Below are 18,916 nucleotides of genomic sequence, written 5' to 3'. Positions count from 1 at the left end.
GTCAGTCGCGCGAGACCAACCCCTGGTCGAGGATCCGCGCGACCACGCGCTCTGCGGCCCGACCATCATCACGACTGTTGAAGCGGGCGCGCCAGCGGGCGTACCGCTCGGGGTCCCCCGGATCGCCGGACGTGATGGCGCGGACCAGTTCCTCCTGCGTCCGCACAACCGGACCGGGGGCCGAATCCGCGAGATCGAAGTAGAAGCCCCGCAGCTCGCCCCGGTAGTGCTCGAGATCGGGAACGAAGAAGTACATCGGCCGACCCGTGACGGAGTAGTCGAACATGACCGATGAGTAGTCGGTGATGAGTGCGTCCGAGGCGAGCTGAAGCGCGGCCGGATCGGGGTACGACGTCACATCGATCACTCGGGCGGCGCGCTCGTCGGTGCCGGGCGCCAGCGTGCGCGAGTGCCCGCGGACCAGCACCACGGCGCCCGTCGCCTCGGCGAGCGCTGGCAGATCGAGGAAGTCGACGATCGTCTGACGGTCGTCGCGCCACGTGGGCGCGTACAGCAGCACCTGCTCTCCGGCGTCGATCCCGAGGGACGCGCGCACGCCTTCCCGGTCGCCGGTGTGCAGTTCATCCGTCCGCGGATACCCTTCGACCCACACCGGTTTGCGCCGGAACGCGTACGCCGCGCGGAGCACGCGTGCGCTGTAGGGGTTCTGGGCGAGGAGGATGTCCCAGCGCCTGCTCTCTCGGAACACGGCGAGGGCCCGTCGCGGGTCGAAGCCCGGCCGGTGGAGAGCCAGTCGTTTGAGAGGCGTACCGTGCCAGGTCTGGAGGACGACCTGACCCGGTTTCCGGACGAACCGCCGGCGCAGCCAGTCGTTGACCACGAGCAGTCGGGCGGCGCCCCGGGCTCGCCACCATTCGGGGCTTCCGTCGACCACGGCGATCGCTCCCTCGGGCACCGCGACCGAAAGATCGACAACGCTCCAATAGCGGGTGACTGCGGGAGCCACGCGCGCCAGCTCGCGGTCGATCGCGAGCGGATTGTCGCTCGCGCTCCGGCCGTAGAAACTCTCGAAGAAGACGGCGTTCTCGAGGGGTCCGCGGTGAGCGGCATAGCGCTGCTCGAGCGCCCGGCTCCCCTCCCCCGACGCGAGCGCCGGATCGACGGGCGGCCCGATGCGCAGCAGCGCTCCGTCCCAGCTCGCGCGAAGCGTGCTCCCGTGGAAGGGCGCCGGCATCTCGGTGGCCTGGCCGCCGTCGCCCTGCATTCGGACGCCGTCGATGACGAGGTCGTAGCTTCCCCCGGGCAGCGGGAGGGAGGCGCCGCCCCAGCGGGACGCGTGCAGAGGGACACGCGCCGTCCAGCCGCCGTCCCCAGTCGTCACCTCGGCGCGAGATCGCGCCCGCGGGCCGACGACCTGAACCTCGCTGGGCGTGGGGCCGGCACCACTCACGGTGAGGACGGGTGAGCCCTCGACATCGAACCCGATGATCATCATGACCGCTCCCCTGCAGCTTCCGGCACCGCAGCGACGATCGCCTCGTGTACTCGACGCGCGTTCCCGCCGTCTCGCCACGCGTGCATGCGCAGGCTCAGCTCAGCCGATCGGCGGCGACGACGGTCCGTTTCCGGTCCTCCCGCGAGGAGCTCGTCGAGCTGCGAGCACAGCTCGGGCCACGATCGGGCGGCGTCGTCGCCCGCGACCTCCTCGTAGGTGCCGTAGAAGCCGCGAGTGCGGGCATAGCGCTCGACATCGGGGGCCAGGAAGAGCGTCGGCAGCGGCACGAGCCCGGCGTCGTAGGCGAGAGAGGAGTAATCCGTGACGAGCGCGTCCATGGCCGGGAGCAGGGGCGTCACGTCCGGGACGAGGTCGCTCCCGAGCATGCGGACGCGCGGCGTCGGCGACGGCGGGGTGTAGTCACCGCCGCCCAGGGGGTGAGAGCGGACCAGGAGAACGGCGTCGTGCGCCTCGAGAACGGTGAGGATGCGTTGCCAGTCGGCTGCGTCGGGCGTCGCCGGATCGGGGTCCCCGTCGCGCCAGGTCGGCGCGTACAGCACGGCATGAGCATCCGCGAGGCCGGGGACCGCGGTCTCGAGGCGCCGACGCGCGTCCTGTCGCCCCTGTCGGCGGTCGGCGGGCGAGAGCACGTCGACCCGCGGCTCACCGAGCACGGGCACACGGCTGTCGTCGAGCCCGAAGGCGCTCTCCAGGCGGCCGCGCACGCGGTGGGACGCTGCCGGCAGGAGGTCGATCTGAGCCTGCGTGCGCCGATACGCCAGAGCCAAGAGTCGCCGGATGCCGGGAACACCGCCCAGCCGACCGGGGTCCGTCGTGACCGGCGCGTCGAGGCCGATCCGCTTCAGGGGGATGCCGTGCCACAGCTGCACGAGGAACGCACCGCCGACGCCGTAGCGATTGACGTCGCCCAGACCGTGCGTGACCACGACGACCCCCGCCCGGGCCGTGTGCCAGAAGCCCGCAAGCGAGTCCCGCTGCACGGTCGGGATGCCGAGGCGCTTCGCATCGTCGGCCTGCCGCTGCGACGACACCAGCCACACGGCCCGGCGACGGGGCGCCGCCTGCCAGAGGGCGAGCGCCCCATCGGCGGTGCCGACGGCGCACCCGAACACCCAAGCGGATCGATCACGCGGGATCACGAGGGTGGCGAGCCGTCCCGCGAGATAGGCGGGGATGCGCAGGACCTTGCGCACATTGCCCGCGCCGAACGAGAAGGACGCCACCCCGCGAGCCTATCGCGGGGTGGCGTCCGGGCCGGTACCGCGCTTACTGCTGCAACTGGCCGAGGGTCACGGTCGCGGTCTGCTCACGGCCGTCGCGCACATACGTGAGCTCGGCTTCGCTGCCTGCGGCCAGTGCGCGCACCTGTGCGGTCAAGTCGACCTGATCGGTGATGGCGATCCCGTTGAACTCCGTCACGATGTCGCCGTTGCGCAGGCCCGCCGACGCGGCGGCCCCACCCGAGCTCACCTCATTGATGAGAGCGCCGGCACGCGTCGCGCCGGGTGCCGCAGCGGCATCTCCGACCGTCGCGCCGAGGAGGCCGTGGGTAGCCGAGCCGTTGTCGATGATCTCGTTCGCGACGCGTTCGGCGACCGTCGAGGGGATGGCGAACCCGACACCGATGGAGCCGGCCTCGGTGGACGCCCCGCCCGCGCTCGCGATCGCGACGTTGATGCCGATCAGTCGGCCCTTGCCATCGACGAGGGCGCCGCCGGAGTTGCCCGGGTTGATGGCGGCGTCGGTCTGGATGACCGAGATCGCGATCGACGACTTCGGCTGGGACGGCGTCTGCTGACCCTGGCCGAAATCGAACTCGAACGGCGTGCGCCCGCCCGGGGTCTCCTGCTGCGATCCGCCTTCCGATTCGGGCGCCGCCGACGACGCGATCTGGATCGAGCGGTTCAGCGCGCTCACGATGCCCGTCGTCACGGTGTTGGACAGCCCCAGAGGCGCGCCCACGGCGACCGTCTGGTCGCCGACGTTGAGCTTGCTCGAGTCGGCGAACTCGATGGGGGTGAGGCCCGAGGCGTCGGTCAGCTTGATGACCGCGAGGTCGTACGTCGGGTCGGTGCCCACGATCGTGGCCGCGTACACCCGGCCGTCCGAGGTGGTGACCGAGAGCTTCGGGTCGCCGGTGGCTCCGTCGAGCGTGACCACGTGCGTGTTCGTCAGTACGTAGCCGTCTTCGCTGAGGATCACGCCGGAGCCCGTCCCGCCGGAGGTGCCGGACGAGGCGGAGATGGTCACGACACTCGGCAGCACCTTCGTCGCGATGGCCGTGGTCGCGTTGACCGAGTCGGGGTTGTTGACGGTGATCGACGACGGGCCCGAGCTCTGGGAAGCGGGAGCCGCGACGAAGGACGATCCCACCGCCGCCGCGCCGCCGACGCCGGCCGCACCACCGACGAGGGCCGCCGCAACGAGGATCGCCGCGATCTTCCCGCCTCCGACCTTGCTTCGGTCGTGAGACTCGGGGGCCGCGGTCGTCGCGAAGGGCTGACCGAAGGCCGGAGCGCCACTGTGCGGTGCGGGCTGGCCGTAGGGCTGAGTCGGCTGGGTGTGGAAGGCCGGGCCGGGGTCCGCCGGCGCGCCGGGCAGCGGCGGGCGGGGCGGGATGGTCGCGTCGGCGCGCGGCGTCGCTGCCGCGTCAGGTGCCGACACGGGCGAGGTACGGGCGTGGTCGGCAGGCTGCTCGGCGTCGCTGCGCGCGTCGGGAGTCCGGTCGTCGGGGAAGTTCTGATCGCTCATCGAGGTTGCTCCTTTGTCCAAGCAAGAACAGGTTGCCGCCCCATGCTGTGGTTTGCCTATGCCGAGGATGGGACACGCCTATGCGTGTAGCCTGAGCCGGATGCACGAGGTTCCCGGCGCGTGGCGCCGCGCCGCACGAGGCGCCGGTCTCCTGACCGATGACGGTCTGCCCGTCCCCACCATCTTCGCCGAGATGACCGCGCTCGCCGCTCGCACGGGCGCGATCAACCTGGGTCAGGGCTTCCCCGACGAGGACGGGCCGCAAGAGGTCCTCGAGGCCGCACGCGCGGCCATCGCCGGCGGCCGTAACCAGTACCCGCCCGGTCGCGGAGAGCCGGAACTGCTGGCCGCGATCGCCGAGCACCAGTCGCGTTGGTACGGCATCGAGCTCGACGCCGACACACAGGTGCTGGTGACCGCCGGCGCTACCGAGGCTCTCGCCGCGACGGTGCTCGCGCTGGTCGACGGCCCGGATGACGAAGTCGTCGTCTTCGAGCCCTACTACGACGCGTATGCGGCCCTGGTCGCGCTGTCCGGTGCCCGCCTCGTGGGCGTTCCGCTCCGGTGGCCCGACTTCCAGCCCGACCTCGACGAGCTCGCCGCAGCCATCACCGATCGCACCCGCATCATCCTGGTCAACGACCCGCACAATCCGACCGGGACGGTCTTCTCACGCGAGACGATCGACGAGATCGTCCGCTTGGCGCATCGGCACGACGCCGTGATCGTCACGGACGAGGTGTACGAACACCTGACCTTCGACGCGCCCCACGTCCCGATCGCGACCCTGCCCGGCGCCGCTGGTCGGACGCTGTCGATCTCGTCCGCAGGCAAGACGTTCTCGGTGACGGGCTGGAAGGTCGGGTGGGTCACGGGCCCCGCCGAGCTCGTCCGCGCAGTCCTCGCGGTCAAGCAATGGCTCACGTACGTCAACGCCGGCCCGTTCCAGCTTGCCGTCGCCGCCGGACTGCGGCTTCCCGACGGCGTCTTCTCGGGTATCGCCGATCGTCTGCGCGCGGGTCGGGATCTCCTCGGCGCCGGGCTGCGCGAGGCCGGCTTCGCCGTGTCGACCCCAGCCGGTTCGTACTTCACCGTCGCGGATGCCGCGCCCCTCGGGGCTTCCGACGGCGACGCGTTCTGCCGGGAGCTGCCGGACCGTGCGGGTGTCGTGGCGATCCCGCTGACGGCCTTCGCGTCGCCCGCGCACCGGACCGAGTACGCCACGCTGGTGAGGTTCGCCGCCTGCAAGCGCCCGGACGTCCTGGCCGAGGCGTCAGCTCGACTCGCGCGGGCCTTCTGACCGGGGCACGACCTCGAAGCGGCGCAGCCGAAGCGCGGGGTTGACCCGTCGGACGCGCTCGACCGCATGGACGTCGATGTGGGCGACGGCGACGTCGCTCGACGTTCCCACCGCGGCGATCTCCACACCCTGCGGATCGAACACCCCGGAGTTGCCGACCCCCAGCGGCGGCGGATGGTCCGCGGCCGCGACGAAGAAGGTGTTCTCGATAGCGCGAGCCCGCAACAGGGTGTTCCACTGCAATTCCTTGAGCGGACCGCGCACCCACTGTGCGGGAACGAGGACGACGTGCGCGCCGGTGTCGGCGAGTACGCGGCCGATCTCCGGGAACCGCAGGTCGTAACAGGTCATCAGCGCGAAGCGCACGCCGTCGATCTCGAACGTCTCCGGCGGTGCGATCTCACCGGGCTCGACCCAGTCGGACTCGCGCTGCCCGAAGGCATCGTAGAGGTGCAGTTTGCGGTACGACGCGACGAGCCCGTCGGGTCCCACGGCCACGACCGTGTTGCGCACGCGCTCGGCGTCCGAAGCCCGCTCCAGAAGGCCGGCGACAATGTGCACCCCGTGATGACGTGCGAGGTCGCCGAGCCCCTCGACGAACGGACCCTGGAGGTCCTGGGCGTTCTCGCGGAGCGTCTCGTCGAACGGGTCGACGAAGTAGCTCGAGTACTCCGGGAAAAGGACGATCTGGGCTCCGCGCGACCGAGCGCGTTCGACGAACCCGGCGATCGCGCGGAGGTTGTCGTCGACGTCGGCCGCGGGCGCGAACTGGGCCACGGCGAGAGCTGTCATCGGTCCTCCGAACGGCGGTGGCGGTAGATGAGCGGTGAGACCACCCAGAGCAGAGCTATGAGGAACGCCAGCGCGCCCCCCGCTACCCAGGATGCCGCAGTGCTGACCACGACGTCGAAGACGAAGACGACCACGCCCACCAGCAGGACCGATACCGTCACCAGCGCGAACAGCAGAGCCGTGTGACCGAACGCGACGACGGCGGGCTTGGCCCGGCGGCGGAACAAGCCGCGATGGAGGGCCACCGGCGACAGGGCGACGATCGCGCTGAGTGCTGCCAGCACGACGAGGGTCAGATAGAACACCCGCTGCGGCCCGCTCAGGTCGCGGAACGCCGGTTGGAAGGCGAGAGCCAGCAGAAAACCGGTCAGGATCTGGGTGCCCGTCTGCAGGACGCGCAACTCCTGGAGCAGCTCGTTCCAGTTGCGGTCGGCACGCTCGTCCGCCGACTCGGCACGACCGTCGTCTGCGACGTCATCGCCTCGGTCGGCGACCGGGGTGGCGGGACTCATGTCGCTATCTTCCTCGCCCCGGACCGAGGACGCCAACACCCGGATGCCGGAGCGTCACGACACGCCCGGGACGCTCCGGATGCCACCCCGATTGGACGTCCCTCGGACCCCGTGCTAGTGTTATCTCTTGTGCCGCGGGGTGGAGCAGCTCGGTAGCTCGCTGGGCTCATAACCCAGAGGTCGCAGGTTCAAATCCTGTCCCCGCAACAAAAACACGAAGGCCCCGTCGAAAGACGGGGCCTTCGTTGCATGTAGCCGCGCCCGCCGAAAGCCAGCGGAGCCAGTCTCAGCGGCTCTTCGTCAGTCGGCCAGCACCGCTTCGCTCATGCCGTCGAGGAAGCGTGTGACCGTCGCGAGCTCCTCGGGACTGAACGGGTCCATCGCCTCTCGCATGCGGCGCAGGCGTGCGGCGAAATGCCGGCCGAAGTCCTGCCGGGACGATTCGGTGAGCGTGATGACCAGTGCACGTCGGTCGTTCGGGTGCGGCGCGCGCTCGATGAACCCCTCCTTCGCCAGTCGATCGAGCATCTTCGTCGTGGAAGCGCTCGATATACCCAGATGGCGCGCGAGGTCGTGCGGCTTCACCAGCTCACCGCGCTGCTCGCGAATGCTGAGCATGCGCAGCGCCGAGAGGTCGGTGGCGTTCATGTCCATGTCCGAGCGGAGCCCGGTATGCATGCGATCCATCGCGTCGCTGAACGCTCGCACGGCTTCGAGAGCCGAGCGCTCTACACGACTTCTCGCCACCTCGGCATTCGGGTCAGCCATGTGGACACCACCTCTCGAGCCTGGTTATCATCGGCTCAAACGCTAGTTAAGCTAGCAAAAACGCCTCGCGAATGGCATATCCAGGACGGTGAACGTGATCTCCTTGCCCGATGACAGCAGAGCCGCTGTCGATCGCGCGCTCGAGGAAGTCCTCACCAGGCTCACACAGCGGGCCATCCCTCGGGGCTCATCGGCTCTTGCCCTCATCCGCGCCGCCTCGGCGGCGACATCCGGCGGCAAGCGCTTCCGCCCGGCTCTGGTGGTGGCGTCGTTCGACGCGTTCGGCGGCGACCGCCTGGCCACGCCCGGCCTGTGGGACGTGGCAGCCGCGTTCGAACTGCTCCACAGCGCGTTCGTGATCCACGACGATCTGATCGACCGCGACATCGAGCGGCGCGGTGTTCCCAACGTCGGCGGGACCTTCCGATCGCACGCCCGGTCCCTGGGCGTCAGCGCAGACGACGCCGAGCGGGTGGGCGATGCCGCCGCCGTCCTTGCCGGCGACATCCTTCTCTACGAGGCGGCGCGTCTCGTGGCCACGGCCGACGTCGCGTCGGATCAGCGGGTACCCCTGTTCGATCTGCTCGACGATGCGGTGCTGGTGTCGGCCATCGGAGAGCTCGCCGACGTCGAGCAGGCCGTCGTCCCTGCCGAGCCGGAGACCGCGCAACTGCTCAGCACGGCTCACGACAAGACGGCGGTCTACTCCTTCTGCGCACCGCTCGCGGCGGGTGCCGTGCTCGCCGGGGCGGACGACGGTGATCGCGGCGTGCTGATGTCGGTCGGAGCGGACCTCGGCCTAGCCTTCCAGCTGGTGGACGATCTGATCGGCACCTTCGGCGACGAGGCGCAGGCCGGCCGGGGCGCCGGCGCGGACCTCCGCGAGGCCAAGCGCACGCCTCTCATCTCCTTCGCCCGCGACTCGGCATCCTGGCCACAGGTGTCGTCCGCGCTGGCGATGGCGCCGACGGGTCCGATCGCCGTCCAGGCGGCACAGCGCGAGCTCGACGCGAGCGGCGCCCGCGAGCAGCTGGTGACCCTCATCGGCCAGACGCTCTCCTCGGTGCGGCGTCGGGCGGCCGAACTGCCACCCGCCGCGCGTGCGCTCATCGAGCAGCTCGCCGACGGCATCGAAGGACGGATCCCGTGACTCCCGACCACTCCGCGATCGCCCTGTACGACCGAACCGCGCGTGACGCCGCAGCCGTCGTGATCTCGGCCTACTCGACCTCGTTCGGGCTCGCTGCGCGGCTCCTGGGGCCGCGCGTGCGTCCGCACGTGCGGAACATCTACGCCCTGGTTCGCGTGGCCGACGAGATCGTCGACGGATCCGCCGAGCAGGCCGGGATGCCCCTGACGGCACAACGACGCGTCCTGGACGCGCTCGAGGAGGAGACGCTCCTGGCGGTCGAGGAGGGCTTCAGCGCGAACCTCATCGTCCACGCGTTCGCGTCGACGGCGCGGGAGTGCGGTATCGGCGCAGACCTCGTGCGACCCTTCTTCTCCTCGATGCGGACCGATCTCGAGGTGTCGTCCCACGACGCGGGCTCGCACGCCTCCTACGTCTATGGTTCGGCCGAAGTCGTCGGACTGATGTGCCTCCAGACCTTCGTCAACGCCGGCGGCTCGCACCCGCGCCCCGCCGACCCCGATCTCGTCGACGGCGCACGTCGCCTCGGCGCCGCATTCCAGGACGTGAACTTCTTGCGTGATCTCCCCCACGACGTCGGATCCCTCGGCCGCGACTACCTCGGTGTCGACGGCGCCGACGGCACCGCCTCGCGCGTGGAAGTGCTCGACCGTATCGACGCAGACCTCGACGCGGCCGGCGCCATCATCCCGCGCCTGCCGGCGGACTGCCGACGCGCCGTCACTGCAGCGCACGATCTGTTCACGGCGCTCTCCCGCCGCCTGCGACGGGCCGGTGACACCGACCAGCGAGTCCGCGTACCGAACACCGTGAAGCTCGGCCTGGCCGCTCGCGCGACGGTCGGCGCCGCTCCCCTGCGAGCCGGCGCATGACCCGGGCACGATCGCAGCGCCCCGCGCCCGGCTCGCGCGTCGTCGTGATCGGCGGCGGCATCGCCGGTCTCGCCACGGCTGCGCTGCTGGCCGATGAGGGTTACGCCGTGACGGTTATCGAGGCGCGGGAGGAGACGGGCGGACGGGCCGGCACATGGGAGCGCGACGGCTTCCGGTTCGACACCGGGCCGAGCTGGTACCTCATGCCCGAGGTCTTCGAGCACTTCTTCGCCCTGCTCGGGACGACGGCGGCGGCTGAACTCGACCTGGTCCCCCTGGTCCCGGCCTATCGCGTCTACGCGGAGCCCGAGGGCGACGGCATCGGAGATCACATCGACGTCGTGTCGGGGCGAGCCGAGGCGACAGCGCTGTTCGAGAGCCGTGAGCCCGGTGCCGGCGCACGACTGGACGAATACCTCGATTCCGCTGCCGACGCCTACGACCTCGCGGTATCGAAGTTCCTGTACGACACGTACGCCTCGTCCGAGGGGCTCCGCGACCCCGACATCCTGCGGCGCATCCCGACGCTCGCTCCGCTGCTCACCCGCTCGCTGAACCGGTTCGTCGACAGCCGGTTCGAGGACCCGATGCTGCGCCAGGTCCTCGGCTACCCCGCGGTCTTCCTCGGCTCGTCGCCGTATGACGTGCCGAGCCTCTACCACCTCATGAGCCACCTCGACCTCGACGACGCCGTGCTGTACCCGCGCGGCGGCTTCACCGAGATCATCGCGGCGATCGAGCGCTTGGCGCGCGAACGCGGCGTCGAGGTGCGCACCGGCACCGCCGTCGCGCAGATCCTCACCGCCGCGGACGGCAGCGCCCGCGGGGTCCGTCTGGCCGACACGAGCGAGGTCGCCGCCGACATCGTGGTGTCCGCAGCCGATCTGCACCACACCGAGACGGTCCTGCTCCCTCCCGAGCGGCAGACGTACCCCGAGCGCTGGTGGCGCAAGCGCACGCCGAGCTTCGGCGCGCTGCTGATCCTCCTCGGCGTCGAGGGCGAACTGCCCGAGCTGTCGCACCACACCCTGCTCTTCACCCGCGGTTGGCGCGAGAACTTCGATGCGATCTCGGGACGGGACACCCACATCCCCGATCCCGCGTCCCTGTACGTGTGCCGTCCCAGCGCGACCGACGACACCGTCGCTCCCGCCGGATCGGAGAACCTGTTCGTCCTGGTTCCCATCCCGGCCGACCCCGAACTCGGCCGCGGAGGTGTCGACGGGGCCGGCGACGCCGCGATCGAAGCCGCCGCCGACCGGGCGATCGAGCAGATCGCGCAGTGGACCGGGGTGGACGATCTCGCTTCTCGCGTACGCGTCCGCCGCACGATCGCACCCGCGGACTTCGCGCGCGACCTCGGGGCGTGGCGCGGAAACTCCCTGGGACTCGCGCACACGCTGGGACAGAGCGCGTTGTTCCGCCCGGGGAACGCCTCCAAGAAGGTTGCCGGTCTCTACTACGCCGGCGCCTCCGTGCTCCCGGGCATCGGGCTGCCGATGTGCCTGATCTCGGCAGAGCTCGTCGTCAAGCGCCTGCGCGGAGACACGACCGCCGGCCCGCTGCCCGAGCCCGCTGCCCCCACCGGCTGAGCGGTGCCGGGCCTGTACCTGCTCGCCCTGCTCGTATCGCTCTGCGGTGTCGGGCTGCTCGATCGTCGGTTCCGCCTGGCGTTCTGGCGCGACCGTCGACGCACGGTGATCGCCTCTGTGCTCGGCACGGCATTCTTCCTGCTGTGGGACGCTGTCGGCATCGCAACGGGCGTGTTCGTCAAGGGCGACAGCCCCGCGCTGCTCGGTGTCGATCTCGCCCCGCACCTGCCGCTCGAAGAGCCGGTCTTCCTCCTCTTCCTCAGCTACCTCGCGCTGGTCGCCTACGGCGGCGCGCGGCGCCGGCACGAGGGACGGCCGCACGAGCCCCGCTGGAGGGATGTCGCGCCATGACCTATCCCCTCATCGTCATCCCCTTCGTCCTCGTGACCGTCGTCGTGACAGCGATGTCCGCTCGGCGCCCGCGCTTCGCCGCCCGCATGGCCTGGTCCTCGGTCGCCGCGGTCGTGCTCCTCCTGCTGACGGCGGTATTCGATAACGTGATGATCGCCGCCGGGCTCTTCACCTATCCGGAAGAGCACCTGAGCGGCATCCGAATCGGACTCGCGCCGCTCGAAGACTTCGCCTACCCGCTGTGCGCGGCCTTCCTGGTGCCTGCCGTCGCGACCCTCTTGGAGAAGCCGAAACGATGACCGCCCCCGCGCTCGCGCGCCAGCTCCTCGTCGCCTCCCGCCCGGTGAGCTGGATCAACACCGCCTACCCGTTCGCCGCGGCGTACCTCCTCACCACTCGCCAGATCGACGCGACGCTGCTCATCGGCACCCTGTTCTTCCTCGTCCCGTACAACCTCGCGATGTACGGCATCAACGACGTCTTCGACTACGAGTCCGACCTGCGGAACCCGCGGAAGGGCGGCGCGCACGGCGCCATCCTCGACCGGCGGGTGCACCTTGCGACGCTCTGGGCCGCCGCCCTGTCGTGCTTGCCGTTCGTGGCCTATCTCGTCGCGGTCGGCTCCCCGCTGTCCTGGCTCGTCCTCGCCGCGAGCCTGTTCTTCGTCGTGTTCTACAGCGCTCCCCCGCTCCGGCTGAAAGAGCGACCGTTCGCCGACTCGATCACGAGCAGCATCCACTTCTTCTCCCCCGCCGTGTACGGGCTGGTCCTCACCGGCGCGACCTGGACGTGGCAGCTCGTCCTCATCCTGCTGGGCTTCGCCGCGTGGGGCGTCGCCTCGCACGCGTTCGGGGCCGTACAGGACGTCCAGGCCGACCGCGAGGCGGGGATCGCGTCCATCGCGACCGTGCGCGGCGCGCGCTGGACCGTGAGGTTCGCGCTGGGCTGCTACGCCCTCGCCGGCGTTCTCATGCTCGCGACCAGCTGGCCGGGCCCGCTTGCGGCTCTCGTGGCGGTCCCGTACCTCATCACGCTGTGGCCGTTCCGGAACATCACCGACGAGACGTGCGAACGAGCCACCGCGGGCTGGGACCGCTTTCTCTGGCTCAACCAGCTCGGCGGCTTCCTCGTCACCCTGCTGCTCGTCTGGTGGTGGCTGATCACGTCGTGATCGGCCACCACCCGTTCGGCGCTGACGAGATCAGGCGGCGGGGTTGGTCGCGTTCGCGGTCTCGATGATGCGGCTCGCGCGAATCGGGTGTCCCTGGGTGGTCAGGCATCGCCCGGTCGCGAGGTCCCACTTCCAGTCGTGCAGCGAGCAGGTGAGCACACCGTCCTCGATCTTGCCCGTCTTCGTGAGGTCTGCTCGCAGGTGCGGGCACCGGCGCTGCACGGTCCAGTCGCCCAGTTCGGCATCCTCGGTCTGATCCGACTGCTCGGCGTACCAGTTCTCGACGTACTCGATGCGATCACGGGACAGGCACTTCAAGAACGTCGTGAGGAACTCGTTGAACTTGCCGCTGCGGCCGACCTCGAACTGCATCGACAGGAAGATCGAGTTCGACCAGTCGATCTCGTGGTCGCGGATGTTCGTCGACACCAGGTCGGCGGGGATCGTGTACCAGTAGACGCACTCCTCACCGGCGTACTCGCGGACCTTCGCCTTCGGGAAGTCGACCACCATGTCGAGCTCGCCGATGCGGAAGCGCACCATCCCGCCCACACCGTTGCGGATCGTCCGCGCGCGGCGCAGAAGCGGCTCCCACCACTGCTTGATCGCAGCCAGCATCTCATCCGGCGGCAGGATCGGGGCGCGACGCTCGATCTCGGCGCGGACCTCGGCCTGACGACTGTCGCGCTGCTCGGCGAGGTAGGCCCACTTGTCCGAGAAGATGCGCTCGATCTCGGCATCCGTGTACAGCGTCTGGGTGACCTCCAGCACGCCGTCGTTGAGATCGACCTGCGTTCCCGGAACGAACAGGTAGCCCTTCTGGTCGGGACGCTCTTCGGCCATATGCGCGAGGAACTGCGCCTGATCGGTGAAGATCGAGTCGTTCTGCTCGCCCCAGCCGTTGTAACGGAAGAGCTCTTCGCGCAGGAACATCGGCGGTCCGGCCATCGGGAAGACGTGAGGCGCGTCGACCTTGTCGATGTAGTACATCGCGCGCTTGTTCTGCGCATCGCGCTTGAGCTGAGCGAAGTTCTGCTTCGCGTCCTGCGGCAGGTCGTAGACCATCGGCCACCAGATCGCGCCGGAGACCTGGGTGAAGTAGGCCTCGGGCTTGCCGAACGACATCAGCTTCTCGAGATCCAGCGGGTGGGAGTCGTTCTGGTTCAGCACCGAGGCGGTGCCGTCGTCGACCGACAGGGACGAGTCGCCGATCGGGCCGTCGCTCGGGGCGCGCAGGGGCGTGACCATGACCTTGAGGTCGCCGAACTCCAGGGGCACACCCGCCTGCGTGTAGATGATGTTGTCGTACCCGAGATCGCGGAGATCGCGTTCGAGATCGTCGGTCGGGTAGTCCGGCAGAAGCACGCGGATGTCGGTGGGGACGTGCGCGCGCAGCAGCGCGGGGTCGAAGTGATCGCGGTGCCGGTGCGAGATGTACAGGAAGTCGGCGCGCCCGAAGCGCTCCCAGTCGAGGCCCCGGTTGTCGGGGAACGGGAACCACGAGCCGAAGAAGCTCGGTCCGACGACCGGGTCGCAGAGGATGCTGCCCCCTGCCGTCTCGATGAACATTCCGGCGTGTCCCAGGCCTGTGATGCGCATGACGATGACCTCCTGTTGCGACTGGTCGAGTCTACGTGAGGCGTCGGCGACCCCCGCCCGCCGTGGGCCGTGTCAGTTCACCCGACGTCGATGCGAGGGGAAGCTCACGCCAGCAGGAGGCGGATGTCGTCGGCGGTCAGGGCGTTCGAGAACGCGCCGTCGGCGTCGAGGACCGCACCGACGAGTCGTGCCTTGCGCCGCTGCAGCTCCACCACCTTCTCCTCGATCGTGCCCGCCGCGATCAGGCGGTACACGCTCACTGGCCGGTCTTGGCCGATGCGGTGCGTGCGATCGATCGCCTGCTGCTCGGCCGCCGGATTCCACCAGGGATCGAGCAGGAAGACGTAGTCGGCCTCCGTGAGGGTCAGCCCCACGCCGCCCGCTTTGAGGCTGATGAGGAACACCGGGTCATCGCACTTCCGAAACGCTTCCACCACCGCCGCCCGGTTGCTCGTCGAACCGTCGAGGCGGACCACTCCGGTGCCGCGCGCCCGGAGGTCGGCTTCGACGATGTCGAGGAACGAGGTGAACTGACTGAACACGAGCGCTCGGTGCCCCTCGGCGATCACCTCGTCCAAGCGCCCGCGGAGCGCCTCGAGCTTGCTCGGGACGAGACCCGGCCCACCGGCGTCCACGAGAGCGGGCGCGAGCGCGAGCATGCGCAGAAGAGTCAGGGATCGGAAGACGATGAACCGCTGGCTGTCGAGATCGTCCAGCAGCCCGAGCACCTTCCGGCGCTCCCGCTGCAGCACGCGCTCGTAGACGGCACGGTGACCGCTCGAGAGCTCGACGCGCACGTCCTGCTCCTGCCGAGGCGGCAACTCGGGAGCCACGACATCCTTCGTGCGTCGGAGCAGGAACGGCCGGATGCGCCGCCGCAGCCGCGCAAGCCGGCGTTCGCGCGCGGGGCCCCCTTCGAGGTTCTCGTCGACACGGCCACGCTCGATCGGCTGTACATACTCCTCCCGGAAGCGTCGGGCCGAGGGGAAGAGGCCGGGGCTCGTCAGCGACAGGATCGCCCAGAGGTCGGTCAGACTGTTCTCGAGCGGTGTGCCGGTGGCAGCGAAGACGACATCGGCACGCAGGCCGAGAACGGCGCGGTGCACGCGCGTCCGCGGGTTCTTGACGTACTGCGCCTCATCGAGCACGACCGTCGACCACTCGCGCTCGGCGTACGCGGCGGCATCGAGGCGGAGCAGCGCATAGGAGGTCAGGACGAGATCCGCCTCGATCCGCTCGAGCGCGGCCCCCACACCGTCGACCACGACAGCGCGCAGGCCCGGGGCATGACGTGCAGCTTCGTCGCGCCATGCCGACACCACCGAGGCCGGCGCGACGACGAGCGCGGGCCGACTCGAACCGCGCTCGCGCTCGCGCTCGAGCAGCGCGAGGAGCTGCAGAGTCTTGCCGAGCCCCATGTCATCGGCCAGGATGCCCCCCAGGCGCGCATCGCGCAGTGTCGCGAGCCATACGAAACCCTCGTGCTGGTAGGGCCGCAGGGCGGTGACGACGCCGACCGGCGCCTCCTCGGCGGCGACCGGCACCCTCTCGGCTGCCGCATCGCGGAAGTCGTCGACGGCCGCACGCCACCGCACGGCCGGCTCCGCCTCGTCGGCGACGTCCTCGAACGCCGTCCAGAGCTCCACCTGATAGCGGCTGACGCGGGCGCTGCCGGTCTCCCATTCGACCAGGTCGCGCGAATCCTCGATGAGCTCGCGCAGACGGTCGAGTGCCGGATGCGAGAGGGAGAAGTACGCACCATCGGACAGCAGCATCTTCTTCCGACGCTGCGCGAGGGCGGTGAACAGGGGACGGAACGGAACGCGGCGTCCCTCGACCTCGACGTGCACGCCGAGGTCGAACCAGTCCGCGTCGGTGGTCTCGACCGTCTTCACGGTGATGCGCGGGTCGCCCGAAAGCTCCCGATACGACCGCGTCACGCCCGACACCTCGACGCGGACCCCGTCGAGCGCCTGCAGCACCGGCAGCACCTCGGTCGTGAACTCCGCCGCCTCGACGCCGCTGCGGGTTCCTTCGGGCACGAACGGGTCGTCCGTAGCGCTCGCCCACGCCGCCTCGAGGGCCACTCGGAGCTCGTGGTCGGCGGACGCCGATCCCGCGGCGGCGTCCCACGCGACGCGGCCCGCGCCGGGCACCTGCCAGGCGAACGCGTACGCGAGCTCATCGCGCGGGCCGTGATCGACGGTGACGACGACCGTCGTGCGTTCGGGCGGGGGCAGTCGGACTCCCGGTGCGGGCACGACGACCGTCTCGCGGGCCAATCTGGGGTATGCCTCGCGGAGGAACTCTTCGCGATCCGCCGCGGGAACGCGGATCGAGTCGCCGGCCGCCAGGAGAGATCGGACACCCGAGCCGAAGCCCACCGGCGCGAACACCACCCGCAGGCCATCCGCGACCTGGCTGGCGCCGTAGACGCCGACATGTCCGAGCGGACGCGCATGCGCAGCGGTTTCCTCACCGCCGGCGAACCGAACGACGGGCGTGAGCTGCAGGTCACCGTCGACGCTGTCCACCCGCACCTCGATCGACGCGCCGTCGGCCAGGAGCACCTGCTGATCGGGTCGGGTCGGTACGATCGGGATGCCGAGACCGGCCGCGGCGCGAAGGTGGGGCCAGAGGAGCTCGGAGTCGGCGCCGTCGAGCGTCAACCACTCCGAGTCGCCGTAGCCGCCGAGCAGCCGAGCGTCATGCGCGATGCCGTACAGCGTCGAGAACCAGCGCGCGCGCACCGGATCGACCCGCCACGCACCACGTCGCAGCGATTCCCAGCTCTCGTCGCCCTGCACCCATCGGCCACTGGTTCCGCTGCGAGAGAGCGGACGCACCGCGAGCCGGAGCTCGCCGTCGGAGGTGGCGACGCTCCGCGGGGTCGCCGGAAGCACCCGACGCGGCCCCCAATGAGCGGCGGCGGCGCTTTCTCGCTGGCGCAGCTGCACGCCCAGGGCGACCGCGTTCTCACCCGACGCCGCCGGCGCCAGGACGGCGCGCCACGACGGCGCTGCCCTCTCGATCACGGGTTCGACCTCATACGAGGATTCTCGAGGGTGCCTCCGACGTCGGTCAGCCCAGTCGGGCGACCCGACCGAGGACGCCGTGGACGAAAGCGCTCGACCCGTCGGTCGAAAACTCCTTCGCGAGCTCGACGGCCTCGTCGATGGCGACTGCGGCGGGAACCGCGTCGTTGTACACGATCTCCCAGACGCCGAGTCGGAGGATCGCCCGGTCGACGGCGGGCATCCGCGCGAGCGACCAGTCCTTCGCGAACGTCGTGATCTGCTCGTCGATGTCGTCGCGGTTGTCGATGATGCCGTCGATGATCTCGCGCGCGTACAGCCACGACGCCTCGCGGGCGGGCTCGAGCGCCGCGCGCTTCGCCTCGGCGGCGAGGGTCACCCCGAGGTCGTCGCCGCGGATGTCGGACTGGTAGAGGATGTCGAGGGCGCGCTTGCGCGCCTTGGAGCGAGCGCTCATCGGACGAGGGCCGGCGTCAGTTCACGCGGCCGAGGTAGTCACCCGTGCGGGTGTCGACCTTGACCTTCGTGCCCTGCTCGACGAACAGCGGAACCTGGATCTCGTAGCCGGTCTCGACCGTCGCGGACTTCGTGCCCGCCGACGAGCGGTCGCCCTGCAGGCCCGGCTCGGTGTACGTGATCTCGAGGACGACCGAAGCGGGCAGCTCGATGTAGAGCGGGTTGCCGTTGTTCAGCGCGATCTGCACCTGCTGGTTCTCGAGCAGGTAGTTCTTCGCGTCGCCGACGGTGGCGGCGGGGACCGTGATCTGGTCGTAGTCGTCGACGTCCATGAAGACGAAGTTGTCGCCGTCGTTGTACAGGTAGGTGAAGTCGCGGCGGTCGACGTTCTCGATCTCGATCTTCGCGCCGGCGTTGTAGGTGCGGTCGACGGTCTTGCCCGACACGACGTTCTTCAGCTTCGTGCGCACGAACGCGCCACCCTTGCCGGGCTTGACGTGCTGGAACTCGATGACGTTCCAAAGCTGACCGTCGATGCTGAGGACGACGCCGTTCTTGATGTCTGCGGTCGATGCCATGAGTGTGGAGTTCCGTTCGTGTGGTCGGGCGGCCGACGGGCCGAGGATCGATTCTACGCGAGGATGTCGAGCAGCTGTCGCGTCGCGCGCGCGTATCCGGCGACACCTTCGCCGATGACATGGACCGAGGCGACGTCGGCGACGTAGGAGTGGTGGCGGAAGCTCTCGCGCTCGTAGACGTCGGAGATGTGGACTTCGGCCACCGGCAGGGACACTCCCGCGAGCGCATCACGGAGGACGACGGAGGTGTGCGTGAGCCCGCCGGGGTTGATGACGATGCCGACGCAGTCCGCACGGGCCTCGTGGATGGCGTCGATGAGGACGCCCTCATGGTTGCTCTGCACGCAGCGCACCTCGACGCCGCGTTCCCCGGCCGCCGCGATGACGAGGGCCTCGACGTCGGCGAGGGTCTCGCGTCCGTAGATCTCGGGCTCGCGGGTGCCGAGCAGATTGAGGTTCGGCCCGTTGACCAGCAGCAGGCGTCGAGGGGTGCTCACGCGCCCACCCTACCG

At 69.9% G+C, this 18,916-nt stretch carries 18 protein-coding genes and 1 tRNA gene; 8 read left to right on the top strand and 11 right to left on the bottom strand.

Annotation, left to right across the window (positions count from 1 at the left end):
• Position 1: 1 nt before the first annotated feature.
• From DO944_RS02420 to DO944_RS02410, 3 genes are read right to left on the bottom strand one after another with little or no spacing between them, the layout of a single operon-like run.
• On the bottom strand, positions 2–1,456 hold the full coding sequence (locus tag DO944_RS02420) for a CDP-glycerol glycerophosphotransferase family protein (RefSeq protein WP_258524535.1): 1,455 nt from the start codon (positions 1,454–1,456) through the stop codon (positions 2–4).
• Positions 1,453–2,700 carry a CDP-glycerol glycerophosphotransferase family protein gene (locus DO944_RS02415; protein WP_112614318.1) on the bottom strand — a complete coding sequence of 416 codons (1,248 nt, stop codon included), beginning with the start codon at positions 2,698–2,700 and terminating at the stop codon, positions 1,453–1,455. The genes DO944_RS02420 and DO944_RS02415 overlap by 4 nt, the downstream gene beginning before the upstream one ends.
• Positions 2,701–2,743: 43 nt before the next feature.
• Complete coding sequence (locus tag DO944_RS02410) at positions 2,744–4,228, bottom strand: S1C family serine protease (RefSeq protein WP_112614316.1); 1,485 nt, start codon at positions 4,226–4,228, stop codon at positions 2,744–2,746.
• 100 nt (positions 4,229–4,328) lie between these two features.
• Here DO944_RS02410 and DO944_RS02405 point away from each other — a divergent pair, with 100 nt between their 5' ends.
• The gene (locus DO944_RS02405; RefSeq protein WP_112614314.1) at positions 4,329–5,528 is read left to right on the top strand and encodes an aminotransferase class I/II-fold pyridoxal phosphate-dependent enzyme; all 1,200 of its coding nucleotides are present in this window, start codon (positions 4,329–4,331) and stop codon (positions 5,526–5,528) included.
• Here the strand turns inward: DO944_RS02405 and DO944_RS02400 are convergent.
• Both DO944_RS02400 and DO944_RS02395 read right to left on the bottom strand, forming a co-directional pair.
• On the bottom strand, positions 5,502–6,320 hold the full coding sequence (locus DO944_RS02400; RefSeq protein ID WP_112614312.1) for a carbon-nitrogen hydrolase family protein: 819 nt from the start codon (positions 6,318–6,320) through the stop codon (positions 5,502–5,504). The two genes, DO944_RS02405 and DO944_RS02400, sit on opposite strands and share 27 nt — an antisense overlap.
• A complete protein-coding gene (locus DO944_RS02395) occupies positions 6,317–6,832 on the bottom strand; it encodes a DUF6328 family protein (RefSeq protein ID WP_112614310.1) in 516 nt (171 codons plus the stop codon). Before DO944_RS02395 ends, DO944_RS02400 begins: the two co-directional genes overlap by 4 nt.
• 133 nt (positions 6,833–6,965) lie before the next feature.
• Here DO944_RS02395 and DO944_RS02390 point away from each other — a divergent pair.
• Positions 6,966–7,039: transfer RNA gene (locus tag DO944_RS02390), tRNA-Met, on the top strand.
• Between the two features lie 93 nt (positions 7,040–7,132).
• On the opposite strand, the gene DO944_RS02385 is transcribed toward DO944_RS02390, so the two are convergent.
• The gene (locus tag DO944_RS02385) at positions 7,133–7,600 is read right to left on the bottom strand and encodes a MarR family transcriptional regulator (protein ID WP_112614308.1); all 468 of its coding nucleotides are present in this window, start codon (positions 7,598–7,600) and stop codon (positions 7,133–7,135) included.
• Between the two features lie 94 nt (positions 7,601–7,694).
• Here DO944_RS02385 and DO944_RS02380 point away from each other — a divergent pair, with 94 nt between their 5' ends.
• The 6 genes from DO944_RS02380 to DO944_RS02355 are packed head-to-tail and all read left to right on the top strand — an operon-like array spanning position 7,695 to position 12,736.
• Positions 7,695–8,750 (top strand): polyprenyl synthetase family protein, encoded by a 1,056-nt coding sequence (locus DO944_RS02380; RefSeq protein ID WP_112615099.1) that lies wholly within the window; start codon positions 7,695–7,697, stop codon positions 8,748–8,750.
• Entirely contained in the window at positions 8,747–9,622 is an 876-nt protein-coding gene (locus DO944_RS02375) for a squalene/phytoene synthase family protein (RefSeq protein ID WP_112614306.1), read from the top strand. The genes DO944_RS02380 and DO944_RS02375 overlap by 4 nt, the downstream gene beginning before the upstream one ends.
• Complete coding sequence (gene crtI / locus DO944_RS02370) at positions 9,619–11,214, top strand: phytoene desaturase family protein (protein WP_112614304.1); 1,596 nt, start codon at positions 9,619–9,621, stop codon at positions 11,212–11,214. Before DO944_RS02375 ends, crtI begins: the two co-directional genes overlap by 4 nt.
• A 3-nt stretch (positions 11,215–11,217) precedes the next feature.
• Positions 11,218–11,565: a lycopene cyclase domain-containing protein gene (locus tag DO944_RS02365; protein WP_112614302.1), complete on the top strand. Its 348-nt coding sequence runs from the start codon at positions 11,218–11,220 to the stop codon at positions 11,563–11,565.
• A complete protein-coding gene (locus DO944_RS02360; RefSeq protein ID WP_112614300.1) occupies positions 11,562–11,864 on the top strand; it encodes a lycopene cyclase domain-containing protein in 303 nt (100 codons plus the stop codon). Before DO944_RS02365 ends, DO944_RS02360 begins: the two co-directional genes overlap by 4 nt.
• Positions 11,861–12,736, top strand: a complete 876-nt coding sequence (locus DO944_RS02355) for a prenyltransferase (RefSeq protein ID WP_112614298.1) — start codon at positions 11,861–11,863, stop codon at positions 12,734–12,736. The genes DO944_RS02360 and DO944_RS02355 overlap by 4 nt, the downstream gene beginning before the upstream one ends.
• Positions 12,737–12,766: 30 nt before the next feature.
• Here the strand turns inward: DO944_RS02355 and DO944_RS02350 are convergent, their stop codons facing one another.
• The 5 genes from DO944_RS02350 to aroQ all read right to left on the bottom strand — a co-directional run bounded on the left by DO944_RS02350 (position 12,767) and on the right by aroQ (position 18,901).
• Positions 12,767–14,335, bottom strand: coding sequence for a Rieske 2Fe-2S domain-containing protein (locus DO944_RS02350; protein WP_112614296.1), 1,569 nt, complete (start codon positions 14,333–14,335; stop codon positions 12,767–12,769).
• 104 nt (positions 14,336–14,439) lie between these two features.
• Positions 14,440–17,370: a DEAD/DEAH box helicase gene (locus DO944_RS02345; RefSeq protein ID WP_112614294.1), complete on the bottom strand. Its 2,931-nt coding sequence runs from the start codon at positions 17,368–17,370 to the stop codon at positions 14,440–14,442.
• A gap of 46 nt (positions 17,371–17,416) precedes the next feature.
• Positions 17,417–17,827 (bottom strand): transcription antitermination factor NusB, encoded by a 411-nt coding sequence (gene nusB / locus DO944_RS02340; RefSeq protein ID WP_023951206.1) that lies wholly within the window; start codon positions 17,825–17,827, stop codon positions 17,417–17,419.
• A 16-nt stretch (positions 17,828–17,843) separates the two neighbouring features.
• Complete coding sequence (gene efp / locus DO944_RS02335) at positions 17,844–18,404, bottom strand: elongation factor P (protein WP_112614292.1); 561 nt, start codon at positions 18,402–18,404, stop codon at positions 17,844–17,846.
• Between the two features lie 53 nt (positions 18,405–18,457).
• Positions 18,458–18,901 (bottom strand): type II 3-dehydroquinate dehydratase, encoded by a 444-nt coding sequence (aroQ, locus tag DO944_RS02330; RefSeq protein WP_112614290.1) that lies wholly within the window; start codon positions 18,899–18,901, stop codon positions 18,458–18,460.
• Positions 18,902–18,916: the final 15 nt, after the last annotated feature.

Source organism: Microbacterium sp. SMR1, assembly GCF_003289625.1.
Taxonomy (GTDB): domain Bacteria; phylum Actinomycetota; class Actinomycetes; order Actinomycetales; family Microbacteriaceae; genus Microbacterium; species Microbacterium plantarum.
The sequence above is the reverse complement of the archived record's forward strand: the minus strand, read 5'-3'. Positions and strand labels throughout refer to the sequence as shown.